The sequence below is a fragment of the Acinetobacter sp. YH12076 genome, assembly GCF_013419525.1.
GTDB lineage: Bacteria > Pseudomonadota > Gammaproteobacteria > Pseudomonadales > Moraxellaceae > Acinetobacter > Acinetobacter amyesii.
This window is the reverse complement of sequence record NZ_VOZY01000015.1, coordinates 1-26,876: the sequence shown is the minus strand read 5'-3', so window position 1 is coordinate 26,876 and position 26,876 is coordinate 1. Positions and strand designations below refer to the sequence as shown.

At 39.6% G+C, this 26,876-nt stretch carries 25 protein-coding genes; 16 read left to right on the top strand and 9 right to left on the bottom strand.

What is annotated here, in order from left to right; translation table 11 throughout:
- Positions 1-78: 78 nt before the first annotated feature.
- The 4 genes from yaaA (at position 79) to FTU22_RS14090 (ending at position 4,637) form a co-directional block, all read left to right on the top strand.
- The gene (gene yaaA / locus FTU22_RS14105) at positions 79-861 is read left to right on the top strand and encodes a peroxide stress protein YaaA (protein ID WP_180095072.1); all 783 of its coding nucleotides are present in this window, start codon (positions 79-81) and stop codon (positions 859-861) included.
- Between the two features lie 954 nt (positions 862-1,815).
- Positions 1,816-3,138, top strand: coding sequence for an NCS2 family permease (locus FTU22_RS14100; protein ID WP_111885323.1), 1,323 nt, complete (start codon positions 1,816-1,818; stop codon positions 3,136-3,138).
- A gap of 66 nt (positions 3,139-3,204) precedes the next feature.
- A complete protein-coding gene (locus FTU22_RS14095) occupies positions 3,205-4,206 on the top strand; it encodes an adenosine deaminase (protein ID WP_180095070.1) in 1,002 nt (333 codons plus the stop codon).
- 56 nt (positions 4,207-4,262) lie between these two features.
- On the top strand, positions 4,263-4,637 hold the full coding sequence (locus FTU22_RS14090) for a hypothetical protein (RefSeq protein WP_180095068.1): 375 nt from the start codon (positions 4,263-4,265) through the stop codon (positions 4,635-4,637).
- A gap of 52 nt (positions 4,638-4,689) precedes the next feature.
- Here the strand turns inward: FTU22_RS14090 and FTU22_RS14085 are convergent, their stop codons facing one another.
- Entirely contained in the window at positions 4,690-5,247 is a 558-nt protein-coding gene (locus FTU22_RS14085; RefSeq protein ID WP_078189083.1) for a cytochrome b, read from the bottom strand.
- 212 nt (positions 5,248-5,459) lie between these two features.
- Between FTU22_RS14085 and FTU22_RS14080 the strand changes: the two genes are divergently transcribed.
- Both FTU22_RS14080 and rnhB read left to right on the top strand, forming a co-directional pair.
- Entirely contained in the window at positions 5,460-5,849 is a 390-nt protein-coding gene (locus FTU22_RS14080) for a hypothetical protein (RefSeq protein WP_078189082.1), read from the top strand.
- Positions 5,850-5,942: 93 nt separating this feature from the next.
- Positions 5,943-6,512: a ribonuclease HII gene (gene rnhB, locus FTU22_RS14075; RefSeq protein WP_180095066.1), complete on the top strand. Its 570-nt coding sequence runs from the start codon at positions 5,943-5,945 to the stop codon at positions 6,510-6,512.
- Between the two features lie 92 nt (positions 6,513-6,604).
- On the opposite strand, the gene csrA is transcribed toward rnhB, so the two are convergent.
- From csrA to alaS, 3 genes are all read right to left on the bottom strand, one after another.
- A complete protein-coding gene (gene csrA / locus FTU22_RS14070; protein WP_078189080.1) occupies positions 6,605-6,859 on the bottom strand; it encodes a carbon storage regulator CsrA in 255 nt (84 codons plus the stop codon).
- 248 nt (positions 6,860-7,107) lie between these two features.
- Complete coding sequence (locus FTU22_RS14065) at positions 7,108-8,388, bottom strand: aspartate kinase (RefSeq protein WP_078194395.1); 1,281 nt, start codon at positions 8,386-8,388, stop codon at positions 7,108-7,110.
- Positions 8,389-8,734: 346 nt separating this feature from the next.
- Positions 8,735-11,428: an alanine--tRNA ligase gene (gene alaS, locus FTU22_RS14060; RefSeq protein ID WP_180095064.1), complete on the bottom strand. Its 2,694-nt coding sequence runs from the start codon at positions 11,426-11,428 to the stop codon at positions 8,735-8,737.
- A gap of 574 nt (positions 11,429-12,002) precedes the next feature.
- Here alaS and FTU22_RS14055 point away from each other — a divergent pair.
- Together FTU22_RS14055 and FTU22_RS14050 are read left to right on the top strand one after the other, a co-directional pair.
- On the top strand, positions 12,003-13,031 hold the full coding sequence (locus tag FTU22_RS14055) for a type I glyceraldehyde-3-phosphate dehydrogenase (RefSeq protein WP_180023959.1): 1,029 nt from the start codon (positions 12,003-12,005) through the stop codon (positions 13,029-13,031).
- Positions 13,032-13,229: 198 nt separating this feature from the next.
- On the top strand, positions 13,230-13,532 hold the full coding sequence (locus FTU22_RS14050) for a hypothetical protein (protein ID WP_078189224.1): 303 nt from the start codon (positions 13,230-13,232) through the stop codon (positions 13,530-13,532).
- 163 nt (positions 13,533-13,695) lie between these two features.
- Here the strand turns inward: FTU22_RS14050 and FTU22_RS14045 are convergent, their stop codons facing one another.
- Together FTU22_RS14045 and FTU22_RS14040 are read right to left on the bottom strand one after the other, a co-directional pair.
- Entirely contained in the window at positions 13,696-13,995 is a 300-nt protein-coding gene (locus FTU22_RS14045; RefSeq protein WP_180012238.1) for an AzlD family protein, read from the bottom strand.
- Positions 13,992-14,738: an AzlC family ABC transporter permease gene (locus FTU22_RS14040; RefSeq protein WP_180095062.1), complete on the bottom strand. Its 747-nt coding sequence runs from the start codon at positions 14,736-14,738 to the stop codon at positions 13,992-13,994. Before FTU22_RS14040 ends, FTU22_RS14045 begins: the two co-directional genes overlap by 4 nt.
- A gap of 142 nt (positions 14,739-14,880) precedes the next feature.
- On the opposite strand from FTU22_RS14040, the gene FTU22_RS14035 reads away from it, so the two are divergent.
- The 6 genes from FTU22_RS14035 to FTU22_RS14010 all read left to right on the top strand — a co-directional run bounded on the left by FTU22_RS14035 (position 14,881) and on the right by FTU22_RS14010 (position 20,869).
- Positions 14,881-15,336, top strand: coding sequence for an Lrp/AsnC family transcriptional regulator (locus tag FTU22_RS14035; RefSeq protein ID WP_180095060.1), 456 nt, complete (start codon positions 14,881-14,883; stop codon positions 15,334-15,336).
- A 320-nt stretch (positions 15,337-15,656) separates the two neighbouring features.
- Entirely contained in the window at positions 15,657-16,823 is a 1,167-nt protein-coding gene (locus FTU22_RS14030) for an ATP phosphoribosyltransferase regulatory subunit (RefSeq protein ID WP_180095058.1), read from the top strand.
- Between the two features lie 65 nt (positions 16,824-16,888).
- The gene (locus FTU22_RS14025) at positions 16,889-18,208 is read left to right on the top strand and encodes an adenylosuccinate synthase (protein ID WP_180095056.1); all 1,320 of its coding nucleotides are present in this window, start codon (positions 16,889-16,891) and stop codon (positions 18,206-18,208) included.
- A 559-nt stretch (positions 18,209-18,767) separates the two neighbouring features.
- On the top strand, positions 18,768-19,571 hold the full coding sequence (locus FTU22_RS14020; RefSeq protein ID WP_078194387.1) for a M48 family metallopeptidase: 804 nt from the start codon (positions 18,768-18,770) through the stop codon (positions 19,569-19,571).
- Between the two features lie 97 nt (positions 19,572-19,668).
- Entirely contained in the window at positions 19,669-19,977 is a 309-nt protein-coding gene (locus tag FTU22_RS14015; protein WP_168379352.1) for a hypothetical protein, read from the top strand.
- Positions 19,978-20,089: 112 nt separating this feature from the next.
- Positions 20,090-20,869 (top strand): M48 family metallopeptidase, encoded by a 780-nt coding sequence (locus FTU22_RS14010; RefSeq protein WP_078194384.1) that lies wholly within the window; start codon positions 20,090-20,092, stop codon positions 20,867-20,869.
- A gap of 156 nt (positions 20,870-21,025) precedes the next feature.
- On the opposite strand, the gene FTU22_RS14005 is transcribed toward FTU22_RS14010, so the two are convergent.
- From FTU22_RS14005 to FTU22_RS13995, 3 genes are all read right to left on the bottom strand, one after another.
- Positions 21,026-21,508 (bottom strand): peptidylprolyl isomerase, encoded by a 483-nt coding sequence (locus FTU22_RS14005; protein ID WP_078194383.1) that lies wholly within the window; start codon positions 21,506-21,508, stop codon positions 21,026-21,028.
- 136 nt (positions 21,509-21,644) lie between these two features.
- Positions 21,645-22,946 (bottom strand): NAD(P)/FAD-dependent oxidoreductase, encoded by a 1,302-nt coding sequence (locus FTU22_RS14000; protein ID WP_180095054.1) that lies wholly within the window; start codon positions 22,944-22,946, stop codon positions 21,645-21,647.
- Between the two features lie 104 nt (positions 22,947-23,050).
- A complete protein-coding gene (locus FTU22_RS13995) occupies positions 23,051-24,364 on the bottom strand; it encodes a D-alanyl-D-alanine carboxypeptidase PBP6B (protein WP_180095052.1) in 1,314 nt (437 codons plus the stop codon).
- Positions 24,365-24,544: 180 nt separating this feature from the next.
- Between FTU22_RS13995 and FTU22_RS13990 the strand changes: the two genes are divergently transcribed.
- Together FTU22_RS13990 and FTU22_RS13985 are read left to right on the top strand one after the other, a co-directional pair.
- Complete coding sequence (locus FTU22_RS13990) at positions 24,545-26,248, top strand: M61 family metallopeptidase (RefSeq protein ID WP_180095051.1); 1,704 nt, start codon at positions 24,545-24,547, stop codon at positions 26,246-26,248.
- A gap of 64 nt (positions 26,249-26,312) precedes the next feature.
- Positions 26,313-26,777 (top strand): hypothetical protein, encoded by a 465-nt coding sequence (locus tag FTU22_RS13985; protein WP_180095049.1) that lies wholly within the window; start codon positions 26,313-26,315, stop codon positions 26,775-26,777.
- Positions 26,778-26,876: the final 99 nt, after the last annotated feature.

Genomic DNA, 26,876 nt, shown 5'->3' with positions numbered 1-26,876 from the left:
GTTTATCAAAAACACAGATTGGATTTGAAAATACTCTACTGTTATAGTTTGTTTAATTAAAAATTAATCAGGATGTTTATGCTCGCTTTAATTTCTCCAGCAAAAACTTTAGATTACGAAACCGCTTTACCGACTGAAAAATTCACTCAACCACGGCTATTAGATCATTCTGAAGAATTAATCTCAGTCGCACGTAAATTGTCGGTAAGTGAAATTTCAAGCTTGATGAGTGTCAGTGAGAAAATTGCGACTTTAAATGTTGAGCGCTTCCGAGATTGGCAGCCTGATTTTGATTTTGCCAATGCACGCCAAGCAATCTTTGCCTTTAAAGGTGATGTATATACCGGTTTAGATGCTTATAAACTTACAAACTCAGACCTTGAATATGCACAAACCCATTTGCGTATGCTCTCGGGTCTCTATGGTTTATTGCGTCCGCTTGATTTAATGATGCCATATCGTTTAGAGATGGGGACCAAGCTGCAAAATCCACGTGGACATAACCTATACGAGTTTTGGGACAATACCATCACCAATCTCATCAATGACGATTTGGAAAAAGCCGGCTCTGAACTTTTGGTCAACATTGCTTCAGATGAATACTATAAGTCGGTCAAAGAATCAAAAATCAAAGCCGAAATCATCAAGCCTGTTTTTCTCGATCAAAAGAACGGCAAATATAAAGTCATCAGCTTCTATGCCAAAAAAGCACGTGGCCTAATGGCGCGTTATTTGTTGGAAAATAAAATTGAACGTATTGAAGATATCAAGTCGTTCAATACCGATGGTTATTATTTCGATGCTGAGAGTAGCTTAAAGGGTGAATTGGTCTTTAAGCGAGATGAACAACAAGCCGTTTAATTTCGAAATTGAAAAGCTTAGACTGAAAAGAATATGTATAGCCGCTGCCTTGAAGTCAGCGGTTTTTTATCTTCTTCATTCGAGATTTAATGGTGGGGCTGTGAAATTGATGGTGCTTTAAATTTCGTATGTGAAATGATCTATGATTTGAAGCTTTTTGCGGAAAAGGATTCGAAAAATCATTCAGCGATTATCTTGTCTATCAGTCTAAAATATATTACAAAGTTAACATTGATTGAACAAATAGCTTATTAAATGACTTAATAAGATATAAAATTGTGAAATACGTCACTTTTTTGTTTAAGTTTTTTGTTATTATAGCCAAATATTTAAACATGAATAAAATTTTGTTATGAAAAAAATACTGATACCAATTTTTATACTCAGCATTGTGTTCTTAGGGTTTAGTGTTTATAAAAATGCAGAGTTAAAGCGACAGCAAGAAATTAATCAGGTGTTCAATGATGATTTGAACGCATCACCTTATATGCGCTAAAAAAATCAATCTTGCTGCTTTTGAATTGAGCTCAAGCATGATCTTGAAGAGTTCGTCTAAATATTGATATTTTATTTTTACATATAATAATTTGAAACTTTATAAATAAAACAATGTCTTAAATTTACTAAATTGAAAAGCGATGAAAATGTGGAAACATTAAAAAATCAATGTGTTATAATTTGCCGAAATTAATTTGATCAGTATTTATTGATATTAAATACGAATTAAATGACATAAATAGAGGAGCTGCATAGGTTTATGCAGCTTTTTTGTTTGCAAATTTCAACATTTGTACTGTGTTGTATGCTGTTGAAAATAGGATTTTTTAAAGCCTACAATCTGCCGAATTGGCATATTCGTTGCTTAGGCATACACAAAATTAATGATGAATACATCACATGATTAATTTTGTGGAATGCTTATATGCATAAAGTTTACTTCATAGGGGCTAGGTCATGACGACTCCTAATCCATCTTCCGAGAACATGCTTGAACGTCTGTTTAAACTGAGCGAAAACAAAACCAGTTTCAAAACAGAAGTCATTGCAGGTGTAACTACTTTCTTGACAATGTGTTACATCATTATTGTCAATCCAATGATTTTGTCCGAAACGGGTATGGATCATGGCGCTGTTTTTGTCGCAACCTGTCTAGCAGCAGCCATTGGCTGTTTGGTGATGGGTCTTGTTGCTAACTATCCAATTGCCCTAGCACCCGGTATGGGCTTAAACGCTTACTTTACCTATTCTGTATGTTTGGGTATGGGCGTGGAATGGCAAACTGCTTTAGCAGCTGTTTTTGTCTCTGGCCTTGTTTTTATCGCTATCAGCATGTTCAAAATCCGTGAAGCGATTGTCAATGCGATTCCAATGTCGCTTAAACTGGCGATCGGAGGCGGTATTGGTTTATTCCTTGCACTGGTTTCTTTGAAAAATGCCGGCATTATTGTTGATAACCCTGCAACACTGGTCAGTCTGGGTGATTTAAAACAGCCGTCTGTCTTGTTAGCTTTACTTGGCTTCTTGATGGTTGTGGTTATGCATCACTTCAAAGTACGTGGTGCAATCATCATCAGTATTTTGGTGATTACTGCAATTTCAACCCTGCTGGGCTTCAACGAATTTAAAGGTGTTGTGGGTGCTATTCCTTCAATCGCTCCAACATTCATGCAAATGAACTTCGAAGGTCTATTCACCGCAAGTTTGATTGGCGTGATCTTTGTATTCTTCTTAGTCGATTTATTTGACTCTACAGGTACATTGGTCGGTGTATCACACCGTGCAGGCCTATTAAAAGACGGTAAATTACCACGTTTGAAGAAAGCATTATTTGCTGACTCATCTGCAATTGTTGCGGGTGCGGCATTGGGTACGTCATCAACTACGCCTTATATTGAATCATCAGCAGGTGTTGCTGCCGGTGGTCGTACAGGTTTAACTGCAGTTGTAGTTGCTGTATTGTTTATTTTGGCATTGTTCTTAGCACCACTTGCTCAGTCAGTACCAGGTTTTGCAACTGCGCCAGCATTGTTGTTTGTTGGTGTGTTGATGATTCAAGGTATCGTTCATATTGAGTGGGATGATATTACTGAAGCAGTCCCTGCATTCTTAACAATTGTATTTATGCCGTTTACCTATTCAATTGCAGACGGTATTGCAATGGGCTTCATCAGCTATGCATTAGTTAAATTGCTTACAGGTAAAGCGAAAACTGTACCGTATATGGTCTGGATTATTGCTGCACTTTGGGCATTAAAATTTGCTGCATTTGGCGGTTAATACTGTCAAATAGCGAAAGGGTGTAAACTCAGTTTGCACCCTTTTTTATTTTTATGAGGATAAAAGATGGATCAACTTGAGCTGATTCGCGCTTTGCCAAAAGCAGAGTTACATGTGCATATTGAAGGGACATTTGAGCCTGAACTCATGTTTGCAATTGCCCAACGCAACAATATTGCAATCCCTTATCAATCAGTCGAAGAATTAAAAGAAGCGTATAATTTTCATAATTTACAGTCTTTTTTAGATATTTATTATGCAGGTGCAAATGTACTGATTCATGAGCAAGATTTTTATGATTTAGCATGGGCATATTTAGAAAAATGTGCAGAAGATCATGTGGTTCATACTGAAATGTTCTTCGACCCACAAACTCATACAGATCGTGGCGTTGCTTTTGAAACGGTTTTGAATGGCTTACAACGCGCTTGTGATGATGCCAAAGTAAAACTGGGCATTAGCTCACATCTGATTATGTGTTTCTTACGTCATTTATCTGAAGACGCAGCATTTGCAACATTAGAACAAGCTTTACCATATAAAGATCAAATTATTGGTGTCGGTTTAGATTCGAGTGAAGTGGGTCATCCACCATCAAAATTCGAACGTGTTTTTGCCAAAGCACGTGAAGCAGGTTTTCTTATTGTTGCGCATGCAGGGGAAGAAGGTCCAGCAGAATACGTATGGGAAGCCTTGGATTTGCTGAAAGTAAATCGTGTTGACCATGGTGTACGTTCAGAAGAAGATCCAGCCTTAATGCAGCGTTTAATTGCAGAGAAAATGCCATTAACCGTTTGCCCGCTGAGTAATTTAAAGCTCTGTGTGGTCAATGCTATGGCTGAGCATAATATTCGCCGTCTATTGCAACAAGGTGTGCATGTAACTGTCAATTCAGATGATCCATCTTATTTTGGTGGCTATATGAATGATAACTTTATTGCGATCACCGAAGCTCTTGATCTAAGCAATGCAGAGTTAAAGCAACTGGCAATCAACTCTTTTGAAGCATCATTTATTTCAGATGCTGAAAAGCAAGCTTGGATTAAAAAGATTGAAGCGTTGAATTAATAATCAGCGTATAATCTCAGGCAGTGAATATTCACTGCCTTTTTTATGTTTAAATCATGCTTTTCTCTCATTCAAATCGCTCTATATTTGCCTCATCGATTACATTTTTAGCCTCAGTATTGATTTCATCCGCTGCTATTGCAGATAAGTCAAGTTTAAGTCAGCGTATGCTAAAGCCCGTGATTGAATATCAATGCTCGCAAGAGTTAAATAGTTCTAAAATTTGGAAAGGTGCTGCGTTGTTTATGAGTGCTCAACAGAAAAAAGACAATCAAGCTGCGATTTGTCAGTGCGTGAGTGAGCATGCTATGGATGATATCGGTGCGAAAGATCTGATGACTGCTGCAGTGAATGAAACTGAAAAGAATAAACTGATTTCTAAAGCGGTTTTGAATAGTATGCGTGGCTGTGCTCAGCAAGTGCTGAATTAAAAGATGATGCTCACAATAAAAGCCACATAATGTGGCTTTTATTTTGTCTTTGTTAGGGTTTTGGTTGTCGTGTCATGCTTTTGAGCACATGGTCTTTATCAATAAAATGATGTTTCAGTGCTGCCAAAATATGGCCCACTAAGAGCAAGCCTGCTGCCCAAGAAATCCAAATATGTAGCGGTTTCACGATGGCAAGTAATTCAGGATTATCTTGGACCAAGCGTGGTATTTCAAACAAATACAGGACAGGGGCCGGGTGACCTGCGCTCCAACTAAATAAGCAACCTGTAATAGGTAAAGCCAGTAGTACAAAATAAAGTGCTAAATGACCCAAATGTGCCAAGGTTTTCATGCCGGAGGACATGTTGTCAGGTAAATCTGGAGCGGGGTGGGTATAGCGCCAAAAGATTCGTATCACCACCAGAAAAATAATCGTAGTCGCAATATTTTTATGGAGGGTAATGACTTGCCCTTTAAAGCTGCCATCGACGTCATAACTCAGAAAATTACCACTATAAAAGCCAATTAACCATGCCACGATGAATATGATCGCCATCAGCCAATGTAAGACCTGAGCTGTTCGAGTGTAGTATTGTGTGTTATTGCTCATGTTGATTATTTAAGCGTCCAATCTTATGCAGATTCTAATACAGACCACAAAAATATGCGTCGTTTAAAATCGGGACACTGTGTTGTGAATATGCAACACAGGCTTTGATGATTAACTACACAACTACCGAATTTATTTTAAATAGTCATATCAGATGGTGTGTGATTTGGGGCACAATATGCGCGTTAATTAACAGAACAAAGGAAATATTCGTGAAAAAATTAGTTGCTGTTCTAGCGCCATTAGCGCTTGTACTTTCTGCATGTGCTGCGACTGGTACAACAGGTACAAGTACATCTACAGGTACAACTTCAGCAAACAGCTTGGCAATGATGGCTGTTAAAGTGGGTGTTCAAGCGAAATGCGTGACTGAGCTAAATAACAACAGCTACTGGAAAACAGGTTCAAAATTATTAACAGAAACTCAAAAATCTGAACTACAAACTGAAGTTTGTTCATGTGTAGGCGAGAAAGCGACAACTAGCGTGACTGCAACGGATTTGGTTGTAGCAGCAATGGATAAAACTTCACAAGCTAATCTTGCAGCTAAAATCGTGACAAATACTTTAAATGCTTGCGTGATCGAAACATTTAAAAACTAAGATTTAGAACATTTTATACGACCCAGACATTGGTATTGCTGAGTATCAGCAAATCCAAATTAAGGGTCGTATTTTATTTTGAGTGAGAGATATATGAAAATTGCTGGTGCAGATGAAGCGGGTCGCGGTCCATTGGTGGGTTCGGTTGTTGCGGCAGCTGTCATTTTAGATCCAAATAACCCGATTGAAGGTTTAAACGATTCTAAAAAGCTCACTGAAAAAAAACGTGAAAAGTTATTTATTGAGATTCAAGAAAAAGCCTTGGCTTGGGCGATTGCTGAAAGTTCTGCACAAGAAATTGATGAGATCAATATTTTGCAGGCATCATTACTTGCAATGCGTCGTGCAGTGGAAAAACTCAATGTACAGCCAGAACACGTGCTGGTCGATGGTAATAAAGTCCCAGCTGGTTTAGCGATGAGCTGTGATGCTGTGGTAGGCGGAGATGCGATTCATCCAGAGATTTCGGCTGCGAGTATTTTGGCAAAAGTGACTCGAGACCATGAAATGGTTGAACTAGATGCAAAATATCCACAATACGGTTTTGCGAAACACAAGGGCTATCCAACCAAAGCGCACTTCGAAGCGATTGCGCAGTATGGGGTGATTGATGAACATCGCCGCAGTTTTGGTCCCGTACGTAAAGTTCTAGAAGGGCAGTAATAAAGCTTAGTTGAACGTCTATAGTAAAAGCATGTTCTAGATAAATTTAAAGCGGCCTAATGAGCCGCTTTATGATTTAAACAACTTAAATCTTAGCGATTATAGTTATTTTGGGAATAATCAGTTTCTTCAAAAGATGGCTGATATTCTTGATCAATGTTTTGGAGATGTTCGTGCATTGCGCGTTCATGTTGAATTCGTTGGTAAATTTCTTCACGATGAACAGATACTTCTTTTGGAGCATTCACGCCAATACGAACCTGATTACCTTTAACACCAAGTACAGTCACGCTAACTTGGTCTCCAATCATTAATGTTTCTCCGACACGACGAGTCAGAATCAGCATGTTTCTCTCCTTGCAAAATGCAAAACCTGCAAATGATCTGTTATGTAAAATTCATAACTTGTAAAAGCAAAAAATTTAGCAGTGCATCTGAAACAATCATTGTGACAGTCGCAAACTGAGTAAATTTTAAAATCCTCAGGTTTAATATAACAGAGCCACTATAAAAAAAACTATAGTGGCTCTGAATTTTTACGATGTTTTTCAAAATCTGTCTAACAATGACAAATTTTGACACACAGCAAGGTTAATTAAGCACGTGCGCTTGATTCACCTGTTTCACGGTCTAGACCGAATGCAGTGTGTAGAGCACGTACAGCAAGCTCTAAGTATTTCTCATCAATAATCACTGAAATTTTGATTTCAGAAGTCGAAATCATCAAAATATTAATACCTTCTTTTGCAAGAGCAGTAAACATTTTGCTTGCAACACCTGCGTGTGAGCGCATACCAACACCAACAATCGATACTTTTACGATGTCTGCGCGAGTTGCAACTTCACGTGCACCAATTTCTTGTGCAGTCGCTTCAAGAATTGCTTTCGCTTTTGATAATTCACTACGGTTAACTGTAAATGTGAAATCAGTTGTGCCGTCTTCTTCAACGTTTTGGATAATCATATCCACTTCAACATTGGCATCACCAATTGGTGAAAGGATGTTTGAAGCGATACCTGGTTTATCCGGTACACCAAGAATAGTTAATTTAGCTTCATCACGGTTGAACGCGATACCTGAGATGATTGGTTGTTCCATGTTGTCTTCCGCTTCAGTGGTGATTAGTGTCCCGACGTTTTGTTTAAAGTTTTCGTCGAATGCGCCATCATCGTCATTATCAAAACTTGATAATACGCGTAAAGGCACTTGGTATTTACCGGCAAATTCTACAGAACGAATTTGAAGGACTTTAGAGCCAAGTGATGCCATTTCAAGCATTTCTTCAAAAGAAATACGATCAACTTTTTTCGCTTTTGGAGCGACACGAGGGTCAGTGGTGTAAACACCATCAACGTCTGTGTAAATCTGACATTCATCAGCTTTAAGTGCGGCGGCCAATGCAACACCCGAAGTGTCAGAACCACCACGACCTAGAGTCGTAGTGTTACCTTCGGCATCAAAGCCTTGGAAACCTGCCACTACAATGACACGTCCAGCGTCAAGGTTTGAAGTCAATACATCCGTATCAATCGCTTCAATACGCGCCTTGGTAAATGCGCTGTCGGTTTTAATACCGACTTGACGGCCTGTAAGTGATTTAGCTTCAACACCAATAGAGTTAAGTGCCATTGCTAACATAGAAATCGTTACCTGTTCACCCGTAGACACCATTTGGTCTAATTCGCGTGGATCAGGGGTTTCGGTAATGGCTTTCGCTAAAGCAAGTAGACGATTGGTTTCGCCACTCATTGCAGATACAACAACCACAACTTTGTGACCGTGATCATGCCAACGCTTTACACGACGAGCAACATTTAAAATGCGCTCTGGAGTACCCATTGAGGTACCGCCATATTTTTGAACGATTAATGCCATAACTATCCTTACCAAGTAAATAAGTCTAAAGACTTAAAGCACTTACACATATTTTAAGACCGCACTTCGGCGCGATTTTAATATACCACGTAGCTTATGAACTCCAAGGTAGGAGGAGTTCAAATAGATACTTTGTGTCTGCAGGGGATTCACATGAACCCAGCCTTTTAGACTCCATTTTCATCATTTAGCCAGAGGTTGAATATTGGTTTCAACATGATGATTGAGTTTGCGCTTTCACGCATCAACAGTGTTTAAGCAGGATCCAGCATTAAAAAACACACTGCTTAAACCTGTTGATTTGCTCAAAGGAGGTGAGTCACTTTGAGCTATAGGACTTTTGGTCTTATTTTGCAGCTAACCATGCAACGAGGTCAGTCATTACCGCTTCAAGTTTGTCGCTATAAGGCGCACCACCTTGAGCCATATCAGGTTTACCACCACCTTTACCGCCAAGTTCTTGACCAAGGTGTTTGATGATGTCACCTGCTTTTACAGCAGCAGTGTATTCTTTAGCAACCGAAGCAATCAGGCTCACTTTGTCGGCATCAACCGCTGCGATCACGATCACAGCATTGTCTAACTTAGATTTCACACCGTCGTGCAAGTTGCGAAGTGATTTCGCATCTACACCTTGAACAGTAGTGATTAATGTTTTGCGGCCAGCAATCTCTTGAACTTGACTCAATAACTCAGCGGCTTGGAAGCTCGCTAGTTTTTGGTTTAATTGCTCAATTTGCTTTTGCAAGCTAGATGCTGTGTGAGATAAAGCTTCAACTTTTTCTAAAGTTTGATCTTTTTGCGCTTTCAGCAAGTCGTTAATTGCATGAATGTCACGATCAGCTTTTTGCGCAGCTTCAACAGCTTTAGTACCCGTAACGGCTTCAATACGACGTACGCCTGCAGCAACACCGCCTTCAGATGTAATCTTGAATAGACCAATATCACCGGTGCGTTTTACATGAATACCGCCACAAAGTTCGATAGAGAAGTTTTTCTCATCTTTGGTTGTACCCATTGAAAGTACACGTACTTCGTCACCGTATTTCTCACCGAACAACATCATTGCGCCTTTTTCTTTGGCCGCCTCGATGTCTAAAAGTTCAGTTGAAACAGCAGTATTGGCAATCACTTCGGCATTGACAATGCGTTCAATTTCTTGAAGCTGTTCAAATGAAACAGGTTGGTCATTAGCAAAGTCAAAACGTAAAAGTTCGCTTGCAACCAATGAACCTTTTTGCTGTACGTGCGTACCTAAAACTTGGCGAAGTGCTGCATGTAATAGGTGAGTTGCAGAGTGGTTGCGCGATGTTGCTGCACGGATATCTGCTTTAACAATCGCTTCAACCGCTTGAGCCGCTTTTAAGTTACCCATGGTCACGATGCCTTGGTGTACAAATGCGCCGCCTGATTTTTTGGTGTCTTGAACTTCAAAAATACCAGTTTCGTTTTTGAAGATACCCGTATCGCCAACTTGACCGCCACTTTCTGCATAGAAAGGTGTTTGGTTGAGAACGATCAGCGCTTCGTCACCTTCAAAAACTTCATCAACTTGTTCGCCGTCTTTGTAGATTGCAACAATTTGACCTTGGCCTTGAGTTGCGTTATAGCCGTCAAATTGAGTCTCGCCTTCAACTTTGACAATTGAGTTGTAGTCGACAGCAAATTTACCAGCATCACGCGCACGTTGACGTTGAGCCGCCATTTCGACTTCGAAACCAGCTTCGTCAATGGTTAAATCACGTTCACGTGCAATGTCTGCTGTTAAGTCAGTCGGGAAGCCGTAAGTATCGTAAAGTTTAAATACAGTTTCGCCTGGAATCACTGAACCTTTAAGGTTTGCCAATTCGCCTTCAAGCAATTTCAAGCCTTGCTCGAGTGTTTTAGCAAATTGCTCTTCTTCTTTAAGAAGTTGTGCTTCGATACGTGCCTGGTTAGCAGCAAGTTCAGGATAAGCAGCACCCATCACGTCGATCAGCGGCTGCAACATTTTATGGAAGAATGAACCTGTTGCACCCAATTTGTTACCATGACGTACTGCACGACGGATAATACGGCGAAGTACATAGCCACGGCCTTCGTTAGACGGGTTAACACCGTCTGCAATCAAGAAGCAGCAAGAACGTGCATGGTCAGCAACCACTTTAAGAGAAGCAGGGTATTCAACTGGTTTGTTTTCTGCTTGTGCTTTTGCTTCAAGTTCAGTGGTGTCTAAACCAATGATTTCAGCAGCAGCTTTAAGTAGGTTTTGGAATAGGTCAATTTCGTAGTTTGAGTTTACATGCTGTAAAACTGCAGAAATACGCTCAAGGCCCATACCTGTATCTACAGAAGGTGCAGGAAGAGGGTGTAGTACGCCATCAGCAGTACGGTTAAACTGCATGAATACGTTGTTCCAAATTTCGATGAAACGATCGCCATCTTCTTCAGGAGTGCCCGGTAAGCCGCCCCAAATGTGGTCACCATGGTCAAAGAAGATTTCAGAACATGGACCGCAAGGACCTGTATCGCCCATTGCCCAGAAGTTATCTGAAGCGTATTTTTCGCCTTTGTTGTCACCGATACGGATAATGCGTGAAGCGTCTAGACCAATTTCTTTGTTCCAGATATCAAATGCTTCGTCATCTGTATGGTAAACAGTGGCATATAGTTTATCTTTTGGCAGACCTAACCATTTTTCGTTGGTTAAGAAATCCCAAGCAAATGTGATGGCATCACGTTTGAAGTAGTCACCAAATGAGAAGTTACCCAACATTTCAAAGAACGTGTGGTGACGTGCTGTATAACCAACGTTGTCTAAGTCGTTGTGTTTACCGCCGGCACGGACACATTTTTGTGAAGAAGTTGCACGAACGTAGTCACGTTTTTCAAGACCGAGGAAGCAGTCTTTAAACTGGTTCATACCAGCATTTGTGAATAATAGTGTTGGGTCGTTGGCAGGTACCAGAGAACTCGACGCGACACGTGTATGCCCTTGCGATTCAAAGTAGCTTAAAAAAGCTTCGCGAATTTCAGCTGATGTCATAAAACGAGTACTCACAACCAAGTCTCTCCTAATTTCGATTTGGTAATAGCATATCAAGCAAGTCTTACAAAAATTTAAAGCTGGCTTGAGATGCTGACATAAAATTTAAAAACGCTAAATTATAACGGAAAAAGGTGTAGTGACCAATGATTTTCGGCTATCTCTATGACTTTTTATATGTTTTAAATTTAGCACCTATATTTTTAGATTTTTAAACCTTTGGAACGCTGAAAGTATTCATTGATTAATCTAGTGAGCGCACTGTTGCTGCGTTTTATTTATATGTCTTGAAAAGCTTTGAAATTTCAAATTCAACATGTTAATGAATGCTCTACATGAAGGTGGGTTGCTTTTATATTTTTCAGTTCATTTGGATAATTGCATGTTTATACCCAATTTAATAATAGTGTTTGGACTTGATCTTAGTGCTGTACATTTCTAGTGAAGCTAATATTTGGATCTAAACAGGCGCTAAGGCTTTATAAAAATAAAGCCCAATAAGCATTAAACGAATAAATGATAACGTTTTCATGTTGAAATCCATTAACATATAGATGCTTTATTTTTGTTTTAAAACGAAGGATTGGTCATGCAGCGAGTGGCAATTAATGGATTTGGTCGAATCGGACGCAATGTTTTACGCGCTTGGTTTGAAAATCCAAAAGAATTTCATTATGAAATTGTTGCCATAAATGATGTCGCTGATGTGGAAACCATGGTGCATTTGTTTAAATACGACACCACGCATGGTCGTTTTGCAGGCCAAGTCGAAATTCTTGAACAAGATGGCGCTATTTTTCTAGATATCTCTTGTGCTCAAGCGCATCTCAAAGTGCAAGTTTTAAATGAAGCACAGCCGAGTCTTTTGCCTTGGCAGCAACTGAATGTCGATGTGGTACTCGAATGCACAGGTTTATTTAGATCGCGAGAGGCAGCCACACAACATATTGGTGCAGGTGCCAAACGTGTGATAATTGGTGCGGCGCCGTTTGACAGTGTTGATGCTGCGATTGTCTATGGTGTTAATCATCATGAAGTCAAAGCGACGGATCAAATTATTTCGAGTGTGTCGTGTACCACGCAAGCTTTGGTGCCTTTAGTCAAAATTATTGATGATGCCTTTGGTATAGACACAGCACTCATGACAGAAATTCATGCTGTGACTGCGGATCAGTCTGTATTGGATCATGCACATCGTGACTTACGTCGTGCGCGAGCTTCGGGTCAAAATATTATTCCAACGACTTCTTCAGCTCTAGGGGCATTGAAACGGGTGATGCCGAAAATGGAAGATCGAATCGATGGCTATTCGATACGTGTACCGACTATCAATGTTGCTGCAATCGATTTAAGTTTTGTGTCCCAATCGCTTATCACCAAGCATGAGTTAAATGCAGTGTTAAGCAAAGCTGCACGTTTTGATTATCATGAAATTATGTCAGTAACCGATGAACCTTTGGTATCAAGTGATTTTAATCATTCACCTTATTCATTGATTGTCGATTTGAATCAAACCATGGTGGTAGGAAAACAAGCAAAAGTTTTCGCATGGTATGACAATGAATGGGGTTATGCGAACCGCTTGCTCGATTTATGTGAAAGTTTTCATTCTCTATAAAAATTCAAACATATCCAATGTAAAAACATCTACTAGCCTGTAGGTGTTTTTTATTTTCTAAAATTAGATGAAAAATCATGCTTAATGACCTACATATGGCTCGAAAATATTGAAAAACTTTAAAAAATATTCAAGCACAGCCAATTTATTGTTTAAGATGAAAGTCAAAGAAATATATAAAGAGTATTGAGCATGATGTTGATGTTACTTTGGGGATTTATTTTATTATTGGCGCTGGCGGTTATATTTTTAATTTGGCTACAGTTTAATCGTGACGTATCGCAATCTACCGCGCATGAAACCTTGCCACTTGAAGAAAAAGTGGTGCATTTAGAAGCCAACCTGAAAAAGACCTTGGAAATTATGCAAGATCTTGCAAAGAAAATGCATATCCAGCAAGAAGTATTAGATCAAACCACTCACAAATTACAGCAAGTTGAATTGCAAAATGCAGAGTTGGTGAACCTTTTGGCAAAAGTGGTCAAGACAGACCAAAGCTAATCAAAAAAATACAAAAGACTGCCCACACCTCGATATCTGCATGAAGCATGTGATCTCAAGGTATGGGTATTTTTTATCCAATAAGATGATTCCTAATATTCATCATCATTGGGTTTAAATCGTAGTTCTTTCGTTATTCAAAACATGATCGCGTATTACTTAGTTAAATCAAAATTTGTCTTAATACTGCTGCTGAAAGCATGCTAATCACAACGGTAGGCAATAACGAAAAACGTGATGCTGCAAATAGGGTAATGGCCATCGCGATCAGATCAGCAGGATTATCTTTAACAAAATAAGGCGCGATCACTGATATCAATACACAGCCGGGAACAACTTCCATAATTTGACGTTGTTTGTTGGTGAGGCTACGGTTTTTCAGTAACACATAACCCAAGATACGGGTCAGGTAAGTGGTTAAGGCTATAAATAGGATTGCGATCAATGTGCTAGTGTGGATCATGCATCATCTCCAATCAGGAAAAATGCAGAAGCAATACCAGTAACTGCGCCAATCGGAACATACCAGCCCGCTGGGAGATACAAATACGCCAGAGATGCGGCAATCAAACTGACCAGCCATGGACGCGCCGCTTTAAAGCCTTTCCACATGCCACGCAGTAAAACAAGAAATACAGCAGGGAAGGCCATATCAAAACCAAGTCGACTAATATCGCCAAGTATGGGCCCGATCATTGCCCCTAGCGTGGTAAAGCCAACCCACATCAAATATAGAGCACAGCATAAGCCTGCATAGAACATCAAACTAAAGGCGCGCTGAATTCCCAAAACATTAGATTTTTTTTGCGCATCAGCCAAACCCACAGCCCAACTTTCATCGCACATAAAAAATAAAGCGGTATAAACCTTACGATTCGGTAGATGTCGTAAATACGGGACAAGGCTCGCCCCCATTAATAGGTGCCGACTATTCACTAAAAACGTAATAAACATCAGCATGAGAATATTAGGGGGATTGGTCCAAACTTCCAAAATGGCAAATTCAGAACCACCGGCAAAGTTAAGGCCAGTCAAAAGCGGAACTTCTAAACTAGAAAAGCCTTTATGTGTTGCCTGAGCACCCAAAACTAATGCAAAAGGAATAATGCCCAGCAGCATTGGAATAGATGTTTTTAGACCTCGTTTAAACTCAATAGAATGCTCTGAATGGGGGTGATTGAGTGTACTTTGTCTAAACATCATCATGACATTTTCCATGAAGCGAGATCGAAAGCAATATTTTATGGATATCTGAGCAGCATTTGGCAGCTATTTTATGAAAGATCGCTTTTATTGTGCAATGAAATTGCTAAAATAAAGCTTATTGTGAAATTTAGTGCCTTTGTTAATGGATCAGATAGATAAACGCATTTTGCAAGCATTACAGCAAAATGGAAAACTACAAAATAATGAATTGGCCCAACTTGTTGGTTTATCGCCTTCGCCATGTTTGAGACGGGTCAAGCAACTAGAAGATGAAGGCTATATTGAGAAATATGTGGCTTTACTGAATCAGTCAAAATTGAATTTAAGTTTAACGGTATTTGCGCGGATTTGGCTAAAAGGTCAAGATGCAAAAACCGTGAATGATTTTGTCGTAGCGATTCAAACGATGCCTGAGGTCGTTGAATGTCAACTCATGGCAGGGGATTGTGACTTTTTCTTACGTATCGTCGTGGCAGATTTAGAAGCCTATCGAAAGTTTCAGATTCATCATTTAACGCAGATCGCCAGTGTGCAAAATGTAAAAACAGAGATACCGTTACAGGCCGTTAAACAAACTTCAGCGCTTCCATTGGATTGATGTTCGTGTCTTAAATTAAGTTATTGAGCCTGATCATATTTATAACTTTGTTTAAAACTTCATCTATAGAAAGTAGGATGCTTATTATTTTTTATCAAATGGTTAAAAAATAACGTTCACAGAATTTTAAAATATAAGCATAAACATGGATTTAGTTGTAAAAATTAAAGCTGTTGATGAAGTAATGAATGCTGAAGCATCTTTTATGAAAAAGTCGTGTGCAAGCGTAAAACTATCGTGCTAAACTAGGAGAAATCGGGTGTGCTCCCGATTTTTTTATGCGGATTTGTTCCGCGCTGACAAGAATTTAGGTTTACAACATGCCCATTTCAGAGACATGGTTATTACCTGATGGTGTAGCTGATGTACTGCCAGAACAGGCGCAAGTGATTGAATCTTTGCGTCGTGAAGCATTAGATTTCCTCGCATCTCGAGGTTATCAGTTGGTGTACACGCCATTCATTGAATACATCGAATCTCTATCTTCTCTTTCAGAATCGAATCAAGATTTAGACTTAGCCACTTTTAAAGTGATCGACCAACTTTCAGGTCGTTTGCTTGGTGTGCGTGCCGATATGACACCACAAGTGGCTCGTATTGATGCGCATGTACATCCTGTCGAAGGTGTAGCTCGTTATTGCTACGCTGGTACAGTACTACATACTAAGCCACAGGGTTTTAATACCACACGTGCACCTTTACAGTTAGGTGCAGAATTATTTGGTTCAGACAGCATTGATGCTGACGTTGAACTGATTGATGTCATGATCAACTTGCTTGCTAAAGCAGGTCATGCAGATGGTATCCATCTTGATTTAGGGCATGTCGGTTTATTCCGCAGCATGGTGAAACAAGCTGGCTTGAGCAAAGGAGTTGAACGTCAGTTATCTGACTTGTATCAACGTAAAGCTCTACCTGAACTTGCTGAATTCACACAAAGCATTCCAAATGGTGCTGACTTTTATACTTTAGGTCGTTTTGCAAGTGATTTAGATGCGTTACAAGCAAATTTAAGTGCTGAAGTTTTAAATAACGAAGCATTTAAACTTGCATTTGATGCAGTCAAATCGACACAAGCCGCAATTCAGGTGCGTTGGCCAGAACTACATATTGGTATCGATGTTGTAGAACTTCGTTCATACCATTATCACACTGGTTTAATGTATGCCGTATATGCACCAAACCGTGCTGCGCCATTGGCTCAAGGCGGTCGCTATGACGGTATTGGTGAACACTTCGGTCGCGCGCGTCCAGCGACAGGTTTCTCTTGTGATCTATATGCATTAACTGCAGGTCAAGTTCAGAAAAACCAAGTTTTGGTTGCACCAAAAGGCATCGAAGCAGATTTATTAAAGGCAATTGAAGCAGCACGTACCGAAGGATTCAGTGTTGTTCAATTGTTAGGTAATGATGATTTAAGCTCAGCACCGTATGCAACGCACCAGTTGGTGAATGCAAATGGCGAGTGGACAATCAAACAAATTTAATCTCGGATGTGCCTGCGGGCACACACGTTTTTCCAATTTTAACAGCATGATGCAATGAGGCTATTATGGGCAAGAATGTTGTGGTACTTGGTACCCAATGGGGCGACGAAGGTAAAGGTAAGATCGTCGACCTGCTCACAGATCAAGCGGCTGCGGTAGTTCGCTATCAAGGTGGACACAACGCAGGTCATACACTTGTGGTTGGTGGTAAGAAAACTGTATTACACCTCATTCCATCTGGTATTTTACGTGACAACGTATTGTGCTTAATTGGTAATGGTGTTGTTTTATCACCTGAAGCTTTAATCCACGAAATGGAAGTTTTAGAAAAAGAAGGCGTGCCTGTACGTGAACGTCTACGTATTTCTCCAAACTGTCCATTGATCCTTCCACACCATATCGCACTTGACCAAGCACGTGAGAAAAAACGTGGTAATGCGAAAATTGGTACAACAGGTCGTGGTATCGGTCCTGCATACGAAGACAAAGTGGCTCGTCGTGCAATCCGTGTTGCTGACTTGGTTCGTGGTGGTGCTCATCTTAAAGCTCAACTTGAAGAGCTTCTTGAATACCATAACTTCCAATTGACTCAATTCTTCGGTGTTGAAGCAGTTAAAGTTGAAGATGTGATCGCTCTATGTGACGAATGGCGTAAAGTCATCGAACCTATGGTGATGGACGTTACTGGTGAACTTCATGCTTACCGTAAAGCAGGTAAGAAAATCATGTTTGAAGGCGCGCAAGGTTCACTTCTTGACGTTGACCACGGTACATATCCGTATGTTACATCTTCAAATACAACTGCTGGTGGCGTAAGCTCAGGTTCAGGTCTTGGTCCATTACACCTTGACTATGTATTGGGTATTACTAAAGCGTACACAACTCGTGTAGGTGCTGGTCCGTTCCCAACTGAACTTGTTTATGATGCTGCTAATGATGTTGGTGATGCAATCGGTAAACACTTGGGTACTGTCGGTTCTGAGTTTGGTGCGTCTACTGGCCGTCAACGTCGTTGTGGCTGGTTCGATGCTGAAATTCTACGTCGTTCAGTAGAAGTAAACTCACTTTCTGGTATTTGCTTAACTAAACTAGACGTTCTAGATGGTTTAGAAGAAGTGAAAATCTGTGTAGGTTACGAAGCAGCTGATTCTGGTTGTGTAGGTTCTTCTGATGCGCTTGCATTTGAAACTTTAAAACCAATCTACGAAACCATGCCAGGTTGGTCTGAGTCTACTTTCGGTGCGAGATCACTAGATCAATTGCCACAAAATGCAATTAACTACGTGAAACGTTTAGAGCAATTGATTGAATGTCCAATCGACATCATTTCAACTGGTCCAGACCGTGATGAAACAATCGTATTACGTCATCCATTCGACGCATAATGTGCTGTTGAATTAAGATGTAAAAGCCTCGCGAAAGCGGGGCTTTTTTATATAGCGAAGAACATAACTTCAAAAAACGGCATGTATTATAAACTGATAGTACTCAGTAACATCCGAAGTGCCATTTGATTCAAATAAAAGAATGATACGCGATAATTCATCCGCAAGTGTTTGAGACAGGACTACTTTTAATTAAAAATGTTTTTGCAATACTGTAAATATTTTGACACTAGTGAACGAGTTTTGTCGGTGAGGTGCATTGCACCGCAAGATGGTTTCCTTGCGAAGCACGTTTCTCATTTTGCCTAATGAGAAACATTGTTTCATGTGTGTACCTCCAGCCGAAGGCTAATCCCTGTATTTAAACCCAAGATGTAAGACTCCGTTGAATATACTTAAAAGTATTTAAAAAATGTGAAATTATTTTTACGGGGTAACATCAGATATTAAATTTAAATAATGGAAAAATAAAGATTTTGAAAAAAATAAGCATAAAAATATTGAGTCAGTCAATTTTTTGTATATATTTGACACTCTTTATAAATAACTAGAGATCATGATGAATTATAAAAAATCTTTGGCATGCTTTGCCGTAGCAGCTTCTTTATCAGGTTGTACCACGATTGCTGATCTTGCAGGTGCTGATTCTGCATCTTTGAACTTACAAGCAACACAGTCTTATAACGCAATGCTGAAAGACGCGCAGACCAAACAAGTGCTCGATACCAAGTCTGCGACTTATCAAAAAGTAAACCGTGTTTTCTGGAAAATGAAACCGTTTGCAGATCAGATGAATCAAACGGGTCAGGCTTTTGATTGGAAAGTTGCCGTGATCAAGTCTAAAGAAATCAATGCTTATGTCGCACCCGGTGGCAAAGTTGTTTTCTATACAGGAATCGTCGAAACACTCAAACTTACGGATGATGAAGTCGCTGCAATCATGGGTCACGAAATGGTTCATGCCTTAGAAGAACATGCAAAAAATAAAATTGGCGCTTCAGCACTAACCAATCTTGCGGTGAGTATCGGTTCACAATATGTAGGCAATGCTGCAGGCGGCTATGGTGCAACCTTGCTTGATTTGGGTAGTCAATTTGGTGTGGGCTTGCCGTATTCACGTAATTTGGAAAGCCGCGCGGATAAAGGTGGCCTAGTGATGATGGCAAAGGCTGGATACAATCCAGAAGCGGCGATTTCATTGTGGAAAAAAATGAATGCGAATGATAACAGTGGCAACGACGCACTGAGCAAATTTATGTCTACACACCCAAGCAATAATGACCGTATTGCTGCTATGCAAAAAATGATGCCGGAAGCGCAGCAATATTATAAAAATGCGACACCATCGAGTGTACGTCGTTAATATCTGCGGTTTTCAAGACTAAAGTTGCATTTTAGTACGCTATACACTTTGTGGTGAGTTGCTAAAATGCAATTTAAATTAGGAAGAGAAGTGCAGGATGCAAAAGAATATTTCGACCACCATTTTTTATTCTTTATTATTTGCGATGGGGGGAGCACCCACTATTGCTATGATGATCATTCGTGCCCAAACTCAAGATCCACAATTAATTTATCAAGCCCTGATTGGGTTGTCGGTGATTATTGCCTGTATTCTTGTGCCCATAGTTTTGATACAAAATGCTGTCCTATTTTTTAAGCGAAAAAATATGCAGTTAGAGGAAAAAATTAAGCCATTAATGCATGTGTATTTGGGCTTGAATGTGGTTTGTTTAATCTATTGGTTGGTTCTTCAATTTTCAGCTTAAAAAAATTACATAAATACTATTATAAGTCGCTATAACTTCGTTTTAAGCTCCAAACCATAAGAATATAATACCCATAAATTCACTTATATTTTAATGGTCTGGAGTATCCTTAATGAAAAAAATAATTCTAACGAGCCTGTGTATGGCCGGTGTAATGACGATTTCGGGCTGTGCGACAGTGGCAGATATGGCAGGAGCGGATACTGCTACATTGAACGCGCAAGCAACACAAAGTTATAACAAAATGGTGACAGATGCGCGTTCTAAAAATCAGCTCGATACCTCTTCGAGTACATATAAGCGCATTAATACTGTATTCCAAAAACTGCGTCCTTATGCAGACCAAATGAACCAAACGGGTCAAGCGTTCCAATGGCAATTGGCGGTTATGAAATCAGACCAAGTCAATGCCTTTGTAGCTCCAGGCGGTAAAGTTGTATTTTATACAGGTATCGTCAATAAACTGAATTTAACCGATGCAGAAATTGCAGCAGTTATGGGACATGAAATGGTCCATGCTCTTGAAGAGCATGCAAAAAGTAAATTGGGAGCGCAAGCCTTAACTGATCTTGCATTGAATATTGGTTTAAGTGCGGCAGGTAATAATGTCGGTCAATTGGGTACTGCGGCCGCGCAGTTGGGTAGTCAAATTGGTATAGGTCTGCCTTATTCACGTTCTCTGGAAAGCCGTGCTGACCAAGGTGGTTTAATGTTAATGGCACGTGCAGGTTATAACCCACAAGCGGCGATTACACTTTGGGAAAAAATGAACAAGCTTGAAGGTGCGGGAGGTTCATCATTCCTGTCTACGCATCCATCAAACTCACAACGTATTGAAGCGATGCGTAAAAATCTACCTGCAGCGCAGCAGATTTATAACCAACGTCGTTAATTCATAAGAATTAATTATCCGTTTTAAAAAAGCAGGCCGTGGCCTGCTTTTTTGCATTTAATAGTTTGAAAAGTTCTTATATGGCATACCTATATCAGGCGCATTAAAAAAGGCAAAGTAAAAACTTTGCCTTTTTGCACTAGAGATCAGAAGATCTTAGTGGTGGTGACCGCCTGCACCGTGTACGTGACCGTGTTCAAGTTCTTCAGCAGAAGCCTCACGGATTTCAACGATTTCAACTTCGAAAGTTAAATCTTGACCAGCAAGTGGAAAGTTCGCATCAACAACAACGTTGTCGCCTTCAACCGCTTTAACTGTCACGATTTGAACGCCGTCATCAGTTTGAGCTTGGAATTGCATACCTGGTTGGATGTTATCCACGCCTTGGAACATTTGAGCAGGAACTTCTTGAACGAGATCAGGGTTGTATTCGCCATAACCTTCGGCAGCAGGTACAGTTACAGTGAATTTTTCACCAACTGTTTTGCCTAAAAGAGCTTTTTCAAGACCTGGAATGATGTTACCAGCGCCGTGCAAATATGCTAGTGGCTCACCTTGAGATTGGTCGAGAGTTTCACCCTCTGCATTAGTCAATGTGTAGTGGAAAGAAACCACAGAGTTATTTGCAATAGCAGTCATGTTATTGATCCATTCAATTTTTTAAGGGTTACATCATAAAGTGAAATTGCACTTTTGTAGACTAAATTTATCAAAAAAATGCAATTTTTAAATGTTTATGATGATTTTTTCATTAATCGGGGCAAATCTGTAAATTTCAATGCAATTTAATTTTAGGCGCAATTTTTCGTGTAACAAAATCTTTAGCCGTTAATAGTCCTGCATGTGCGTAGCCGTAAATTGTGGCTTGATGCATTCGATAAAGTGAAACGTACATTGATTTGGCAACAAAGCCTTGAACATTGACCTGACCTAAAAGTTCACCTACTGCTTTATGTTTACTTAATGAGACTAGGGAGCCTTTGTCTGAAAATACGAACATTGGGAGTTGTTGACCACGGATACGCGCCTTTAAACAATCCACGAGAAATGACGCTTGTTGGCTAGCAACTTGAGCGCGTGGGCCGAGGACAGGCTCATCTGCACGCGGTTGGCAATGTGCACAATCACCAAAGGCGAAAATATCTGGGTGTGCCTTAGTTTGTAGTGTTGCATATACACTCAAACGCCCCATACGGTCTTTTTTAAAGCCTTCAAGCTTCGAAATTACTTCTGGTGTTTTAATGCCTGCTGCCCAAACCTTCAGTTCAGCTTTAATTTTACTGCCATCATTAAAATAAACATGTTCAGCATCGACTTTTTCCACACGTTTAGAGGTTAAGACTTCAATTTTCATGCGTTGTAATTGCTGCTGTGCGTGCTCGGCCATTTTTTCAGGGAGTGCAGGCAGAATCCGATCAGCACCTTCAATCAAATTGATCTGTACGCTTTGCGGATGAATTTTATTTAAACCATATTTATAAAAATTATTTTTGGCTTCAACCAATTCTGCTGAAAGTTCAACCCCCGTTGCACCTGCGCCAATAATGGCAATTTTCAACTCACGTGCTGTATTACTATTTTGTGCATCCAAATACAACTGTAAGAGATCTTGTTGGAAGATTTCAGCTTGTTGCAGGCTGTCCAAATAGTGACAATGTTCATACACGCCCGGCGTGTTGAAATCGTTGGAAACTGAGCCTAAAGCAAGAACAAGGGTGTCATAACTCAGTTGCAGTTGTTCTTGAGTAGATTCATATTTACCTTGTTGGACTTTGCTAAGCTGAATGGTTTTTTCAGCAGGATTGATATCTTCAAACTTAGCCAAGACAAATTCATAATTATGCTTCGCAGCATGTGCATAGTAGTTAATTTCTTCTTCACTAACCGACATCGTCCCTGCGGCAATTTCATGTAAAAGGGGTTTCCAGACATGCGTGAGTTTCATATCTACGAGGGTAATGCGTGCTTTCTTTTTTTTCCCGAGTAAATCACCGAGTTGAGTGACCAGTTCTAAACCACCGGCACCACCACCGACAATGACAATATGGTGTAACTTGGAGTCATCAGCGTTATTCATTGAATTACCTATTTTATTATTGTTGAAAAAAAAGAAGATGGCACGAGTATGCCATCTTCTTTTTTGCACGAATAACGAATTGTCTTACAAGTTACATAATCACATCATTGACCTAGAGGGTAGGTTTTAACTTCTGCTGAATCCGTATTAAAGATGCTAAAAAGACCTTTGATCCACATCATGAAACGCTCAAAAATATTGGCTTCTTCAATTTGCACGTCATCTTCAATATCAAAGGTATTAATCAATTGGTTATTTTGATAAACCGTAACGGTGGCTAATTTCATCACTTCAGCTAAAGGCGCAGTGAGTTCTTTTTCATTTACTTCAACACTCAGTTTAGTCTGTGTTTCATGAAGTGGTTCAATGGCTTGAATTTGGCCATTGCCTGTATTTAAAAGAATACGTTGCTGTGTAGGGTCAAAAGCTTTTAAATCGATGGCATAAGCTTGATCATAAAGTGAAGTAGTAATCAGCTTAGGTTGTTGAGTTTCTACCTTAAACATTTTCAAGGTTGATTTAACCACAGGTAATTCTGCAATTAATTGCTTATCTTTGATTGCAACTTCATTACGTGTATAGGTATAAGCCAAGTTCATGAGGTTGTGTGCTATTTCTGCACGTTTTAATCCACTTTTTGCCCCTAATACCACAACAATCAAACGACGTTCTGGCGCGTCAGGATTCGCGATCAAACGGTTGGCTGTTAAAGCTAAATTATAACCTGCAGCTTTAGTAAAACCTGTTTTTAAGCCATCAACGGTAGGATCTTGTTTGAGTAAAATATTAGTTGCATGGTGGAAACGGTGATTATAACTAAAACTTTGTTGTTTTGAATAATACAAATAATCAGGTGTTTCAGTCACCAGTGCTTGCCCTAAACGTGCAAGGTCAGCCGCCGATGAATAATGTTCTGGCATGGTAATACCGGCTGGATTTTGAAAATTAGTGTCATTCATGCCCAAAGCTTTGGCTTCTTTGTTCATGCGTTCAATAAATTTTGGAATATCACCAGAAATGCGTTCAGCTAAGGTTACTGCGGCATCATTGGCAGACATGACCACAAGACCTGCCAAAAGCTGATCAACTGAAATTTGTTCGCCTGCTTTGAGATACATTTGTGATTCATCCCATTGAACCACTTGTACAACTGGGGTTGCGGTTAGGATTTCATTTTTCTTTAAATGACCTGCTTTAATTTCCTTTAAAGCAATATAAGCCACCATCATTTTGGTAAGTGAAGCAGGGGCACGCTGAACATGGCTATTATGTTCTGCAATCACCTGACCCGACTGAGGGTCTAAAATGGTCCAAGCTTCAGCTTCAACAGTTTCAGGGACAATATTTAAAAGGGCAGCATTTGCTATCGTGGAGCATAGAAAACTAAGCAGCGCGATGAGGTAGATCACGTGTTTCAATGAGGTTCCTTAACCAACCATTCCGTTGGTGGTAAAACGAAAAAATTTTTAGGCATGCTATGCCTTTTTTTTTCTGCTGACTAGTCATAATTGTAGACAATTGCGACAGTTCCGCATTCAGTTGTAAAAAATGTTAATCTAATTGATAAGTTATCTTTTACTAATTTTATATCGCCCATTATGTTGCATTATCAAATCGAATTTGACGATTATCGTCAGCATCTAGTCCATGTCACTGCACGTTTCTTGGCAAATCCAACACAGGTGCTTTTTTTGCCAACTTGGATTCCCGGAAGTTACTTAATCCGAGAATTTTCGAAGCATATCGAAGCTGTTCGAGCTTATGATGAAGATGGGCGTTTGTTACAAATAGAGAAATTTGAAAAAAATAAATGGCGTTTATTTAATACTGATCATGAGTTGATCACCGTTGAATATGATGTTTATGCCTTTGACTTGTCGGTCCGTGGTGCTTATGTTGATCAAAGCCGTTTATATGTCAATCCAGCTTGCGCATGTTTAGGTTTAGTTGACCAAGAAGATACAGCCATTGAGGTTGAAGTTTTCTTGCCACCTGAGTTAAAGCATTTCCAACTTGCGACTGGATTGAAGTCAAAAAGTTTAGTAAAAGGTCGTTATACCTTGTATGCTGATAACTATGCTCAGTTAATTGATGCACCGTTTGAATTGGCGGAACAAACTCGTTTCAGTTTTGAAGCCAACGGCATTCCACACGAATTTGTGGTTTCGGGCAAACATGCCATGAACGCGCAGCGTATGCAGCAAGACATCGAAAAAATTTGTTCGACAGAAATTTCCATGTTTGGTTCAGCACCATTTAAAGACTATACCTTTATGACCATAGCAACGGCGAATAGCTATGGTGGTTTGGAACATCCAAACAGTACGAGTTTAATTAGTCCGCGTGATGATTTACCAAAAGCTAATGAACCTGTAGAACCATCAGCAGATTATCAACGTTTCTTAGGTTTATGCAGCCATGAATATTTCCACTCATGGTTGGTAAAATTTATCCGTCCAGAAAACTTTGTGAATTATGATTTGAACAAAGAAGGCTACACTTCTTTGCTTTGGATATTTGAAGGTTTTACATCGTATTATGATGATTTGATTTTATTGCGCAGCGGCGTGATTAATCAGGATTCATATATCAAGCTTTTGAAAGCACAAATTGATCGCTATTTACAAAATCCAGGTCGTGAAATTCAAACCGTTGCTGAGTCAAGCTTTGATGCATGGGTGAAATTCTACCGTCAGGATGAAAACTCAAATAACGCAGGTACCAGTTACTACAACAAAGGCTGCCTCGTGGCGCTGTGTTTAGATCTTGGTTTACGCCTACGTGGTTCAAGTCTTGATGCCCTAATGCGTAAGTTATATGCAAATGCGCAAAATGGCATTCAAGTCAATGAACGGACAATTTTCAATTTATGTAATGAATTAACAGGTTATGATTGGTTAGAACAAATCAATCACTTGATTAATACTACAGATGAATTGCCGCTAGATCAGTTGTTCCCAGAGTTTGGCTTAAGCTATACGCTAAAAAATGACAAATCCTTGCCATTTGGTTTAAAACTGGCGGATAAGCCTGAAGGTGTGTTGGTTCAGTCTGCTCGTCGTGATGGTGCAGCGGCAAAAGCTGGCTTGTCTGCAAATGATGTGATTATTGCAATTGATGGTTTAAAAGCGACGGTTAAATTGGCAGAAAAATATGCCAAGCAAGACGGAACTTATACCGTACTAGCATTCCGCCACGATGAACTGATGAGCTTTGAAGTGAAAGCGGCAGGTTCAGAATTGACGGAAGTTCAACTTAAAGTTGAAGATCAGGCTAAAGCTGAGAAGTGGTTGAAGGCTTAATTTGAAAAACATTTAAATTTCATGTAAAACCCATACTTAGTATGGGTTTTTTATTAGAAGAATTATGGAATTGGGGCTGCAACAATTAAATTCATTAGCAGGGTTGGTTGATGATTTATTATTGGATACAAGTCGAAAAGCTGAATTAATAAAGTGGTTTAATTTTCATTTTGATAACGAGTTCACTTTTACTGATGATGGCTGTAAAGGCTATTTTTACTATATTTTAGCGAATTGTAGTTCAGAAATTTATAAATATCAGGATGAGCATTGGTTTTCGAAAAACTTAATAACTACGGTTAATTTGTATGAGAAGTCATTATATATCCTTAAAAAAACAAATGATAATCATGGATTATTATCATTTGTTTTAACAAATTTTGGGAATTTTTTATCTTCAATAGGGCGCAGTTTTTGTGCTCAATATTATTGGGATCAAGCAATAAAAATGGATAATAACCCTGTAGCGTTAGTTGCTAAAGCACAAGGTGTAATTTTTAGGGGCTTTGTTGCACAAACCTATCTGTAAAGGCTTTTTCAGCGATATAATTTTCAAATGAAGAAGCCTACACACAAAATCTACCGCACAACCAATTGGCCCGCATATAACCGAGCACTCATGAGTCGC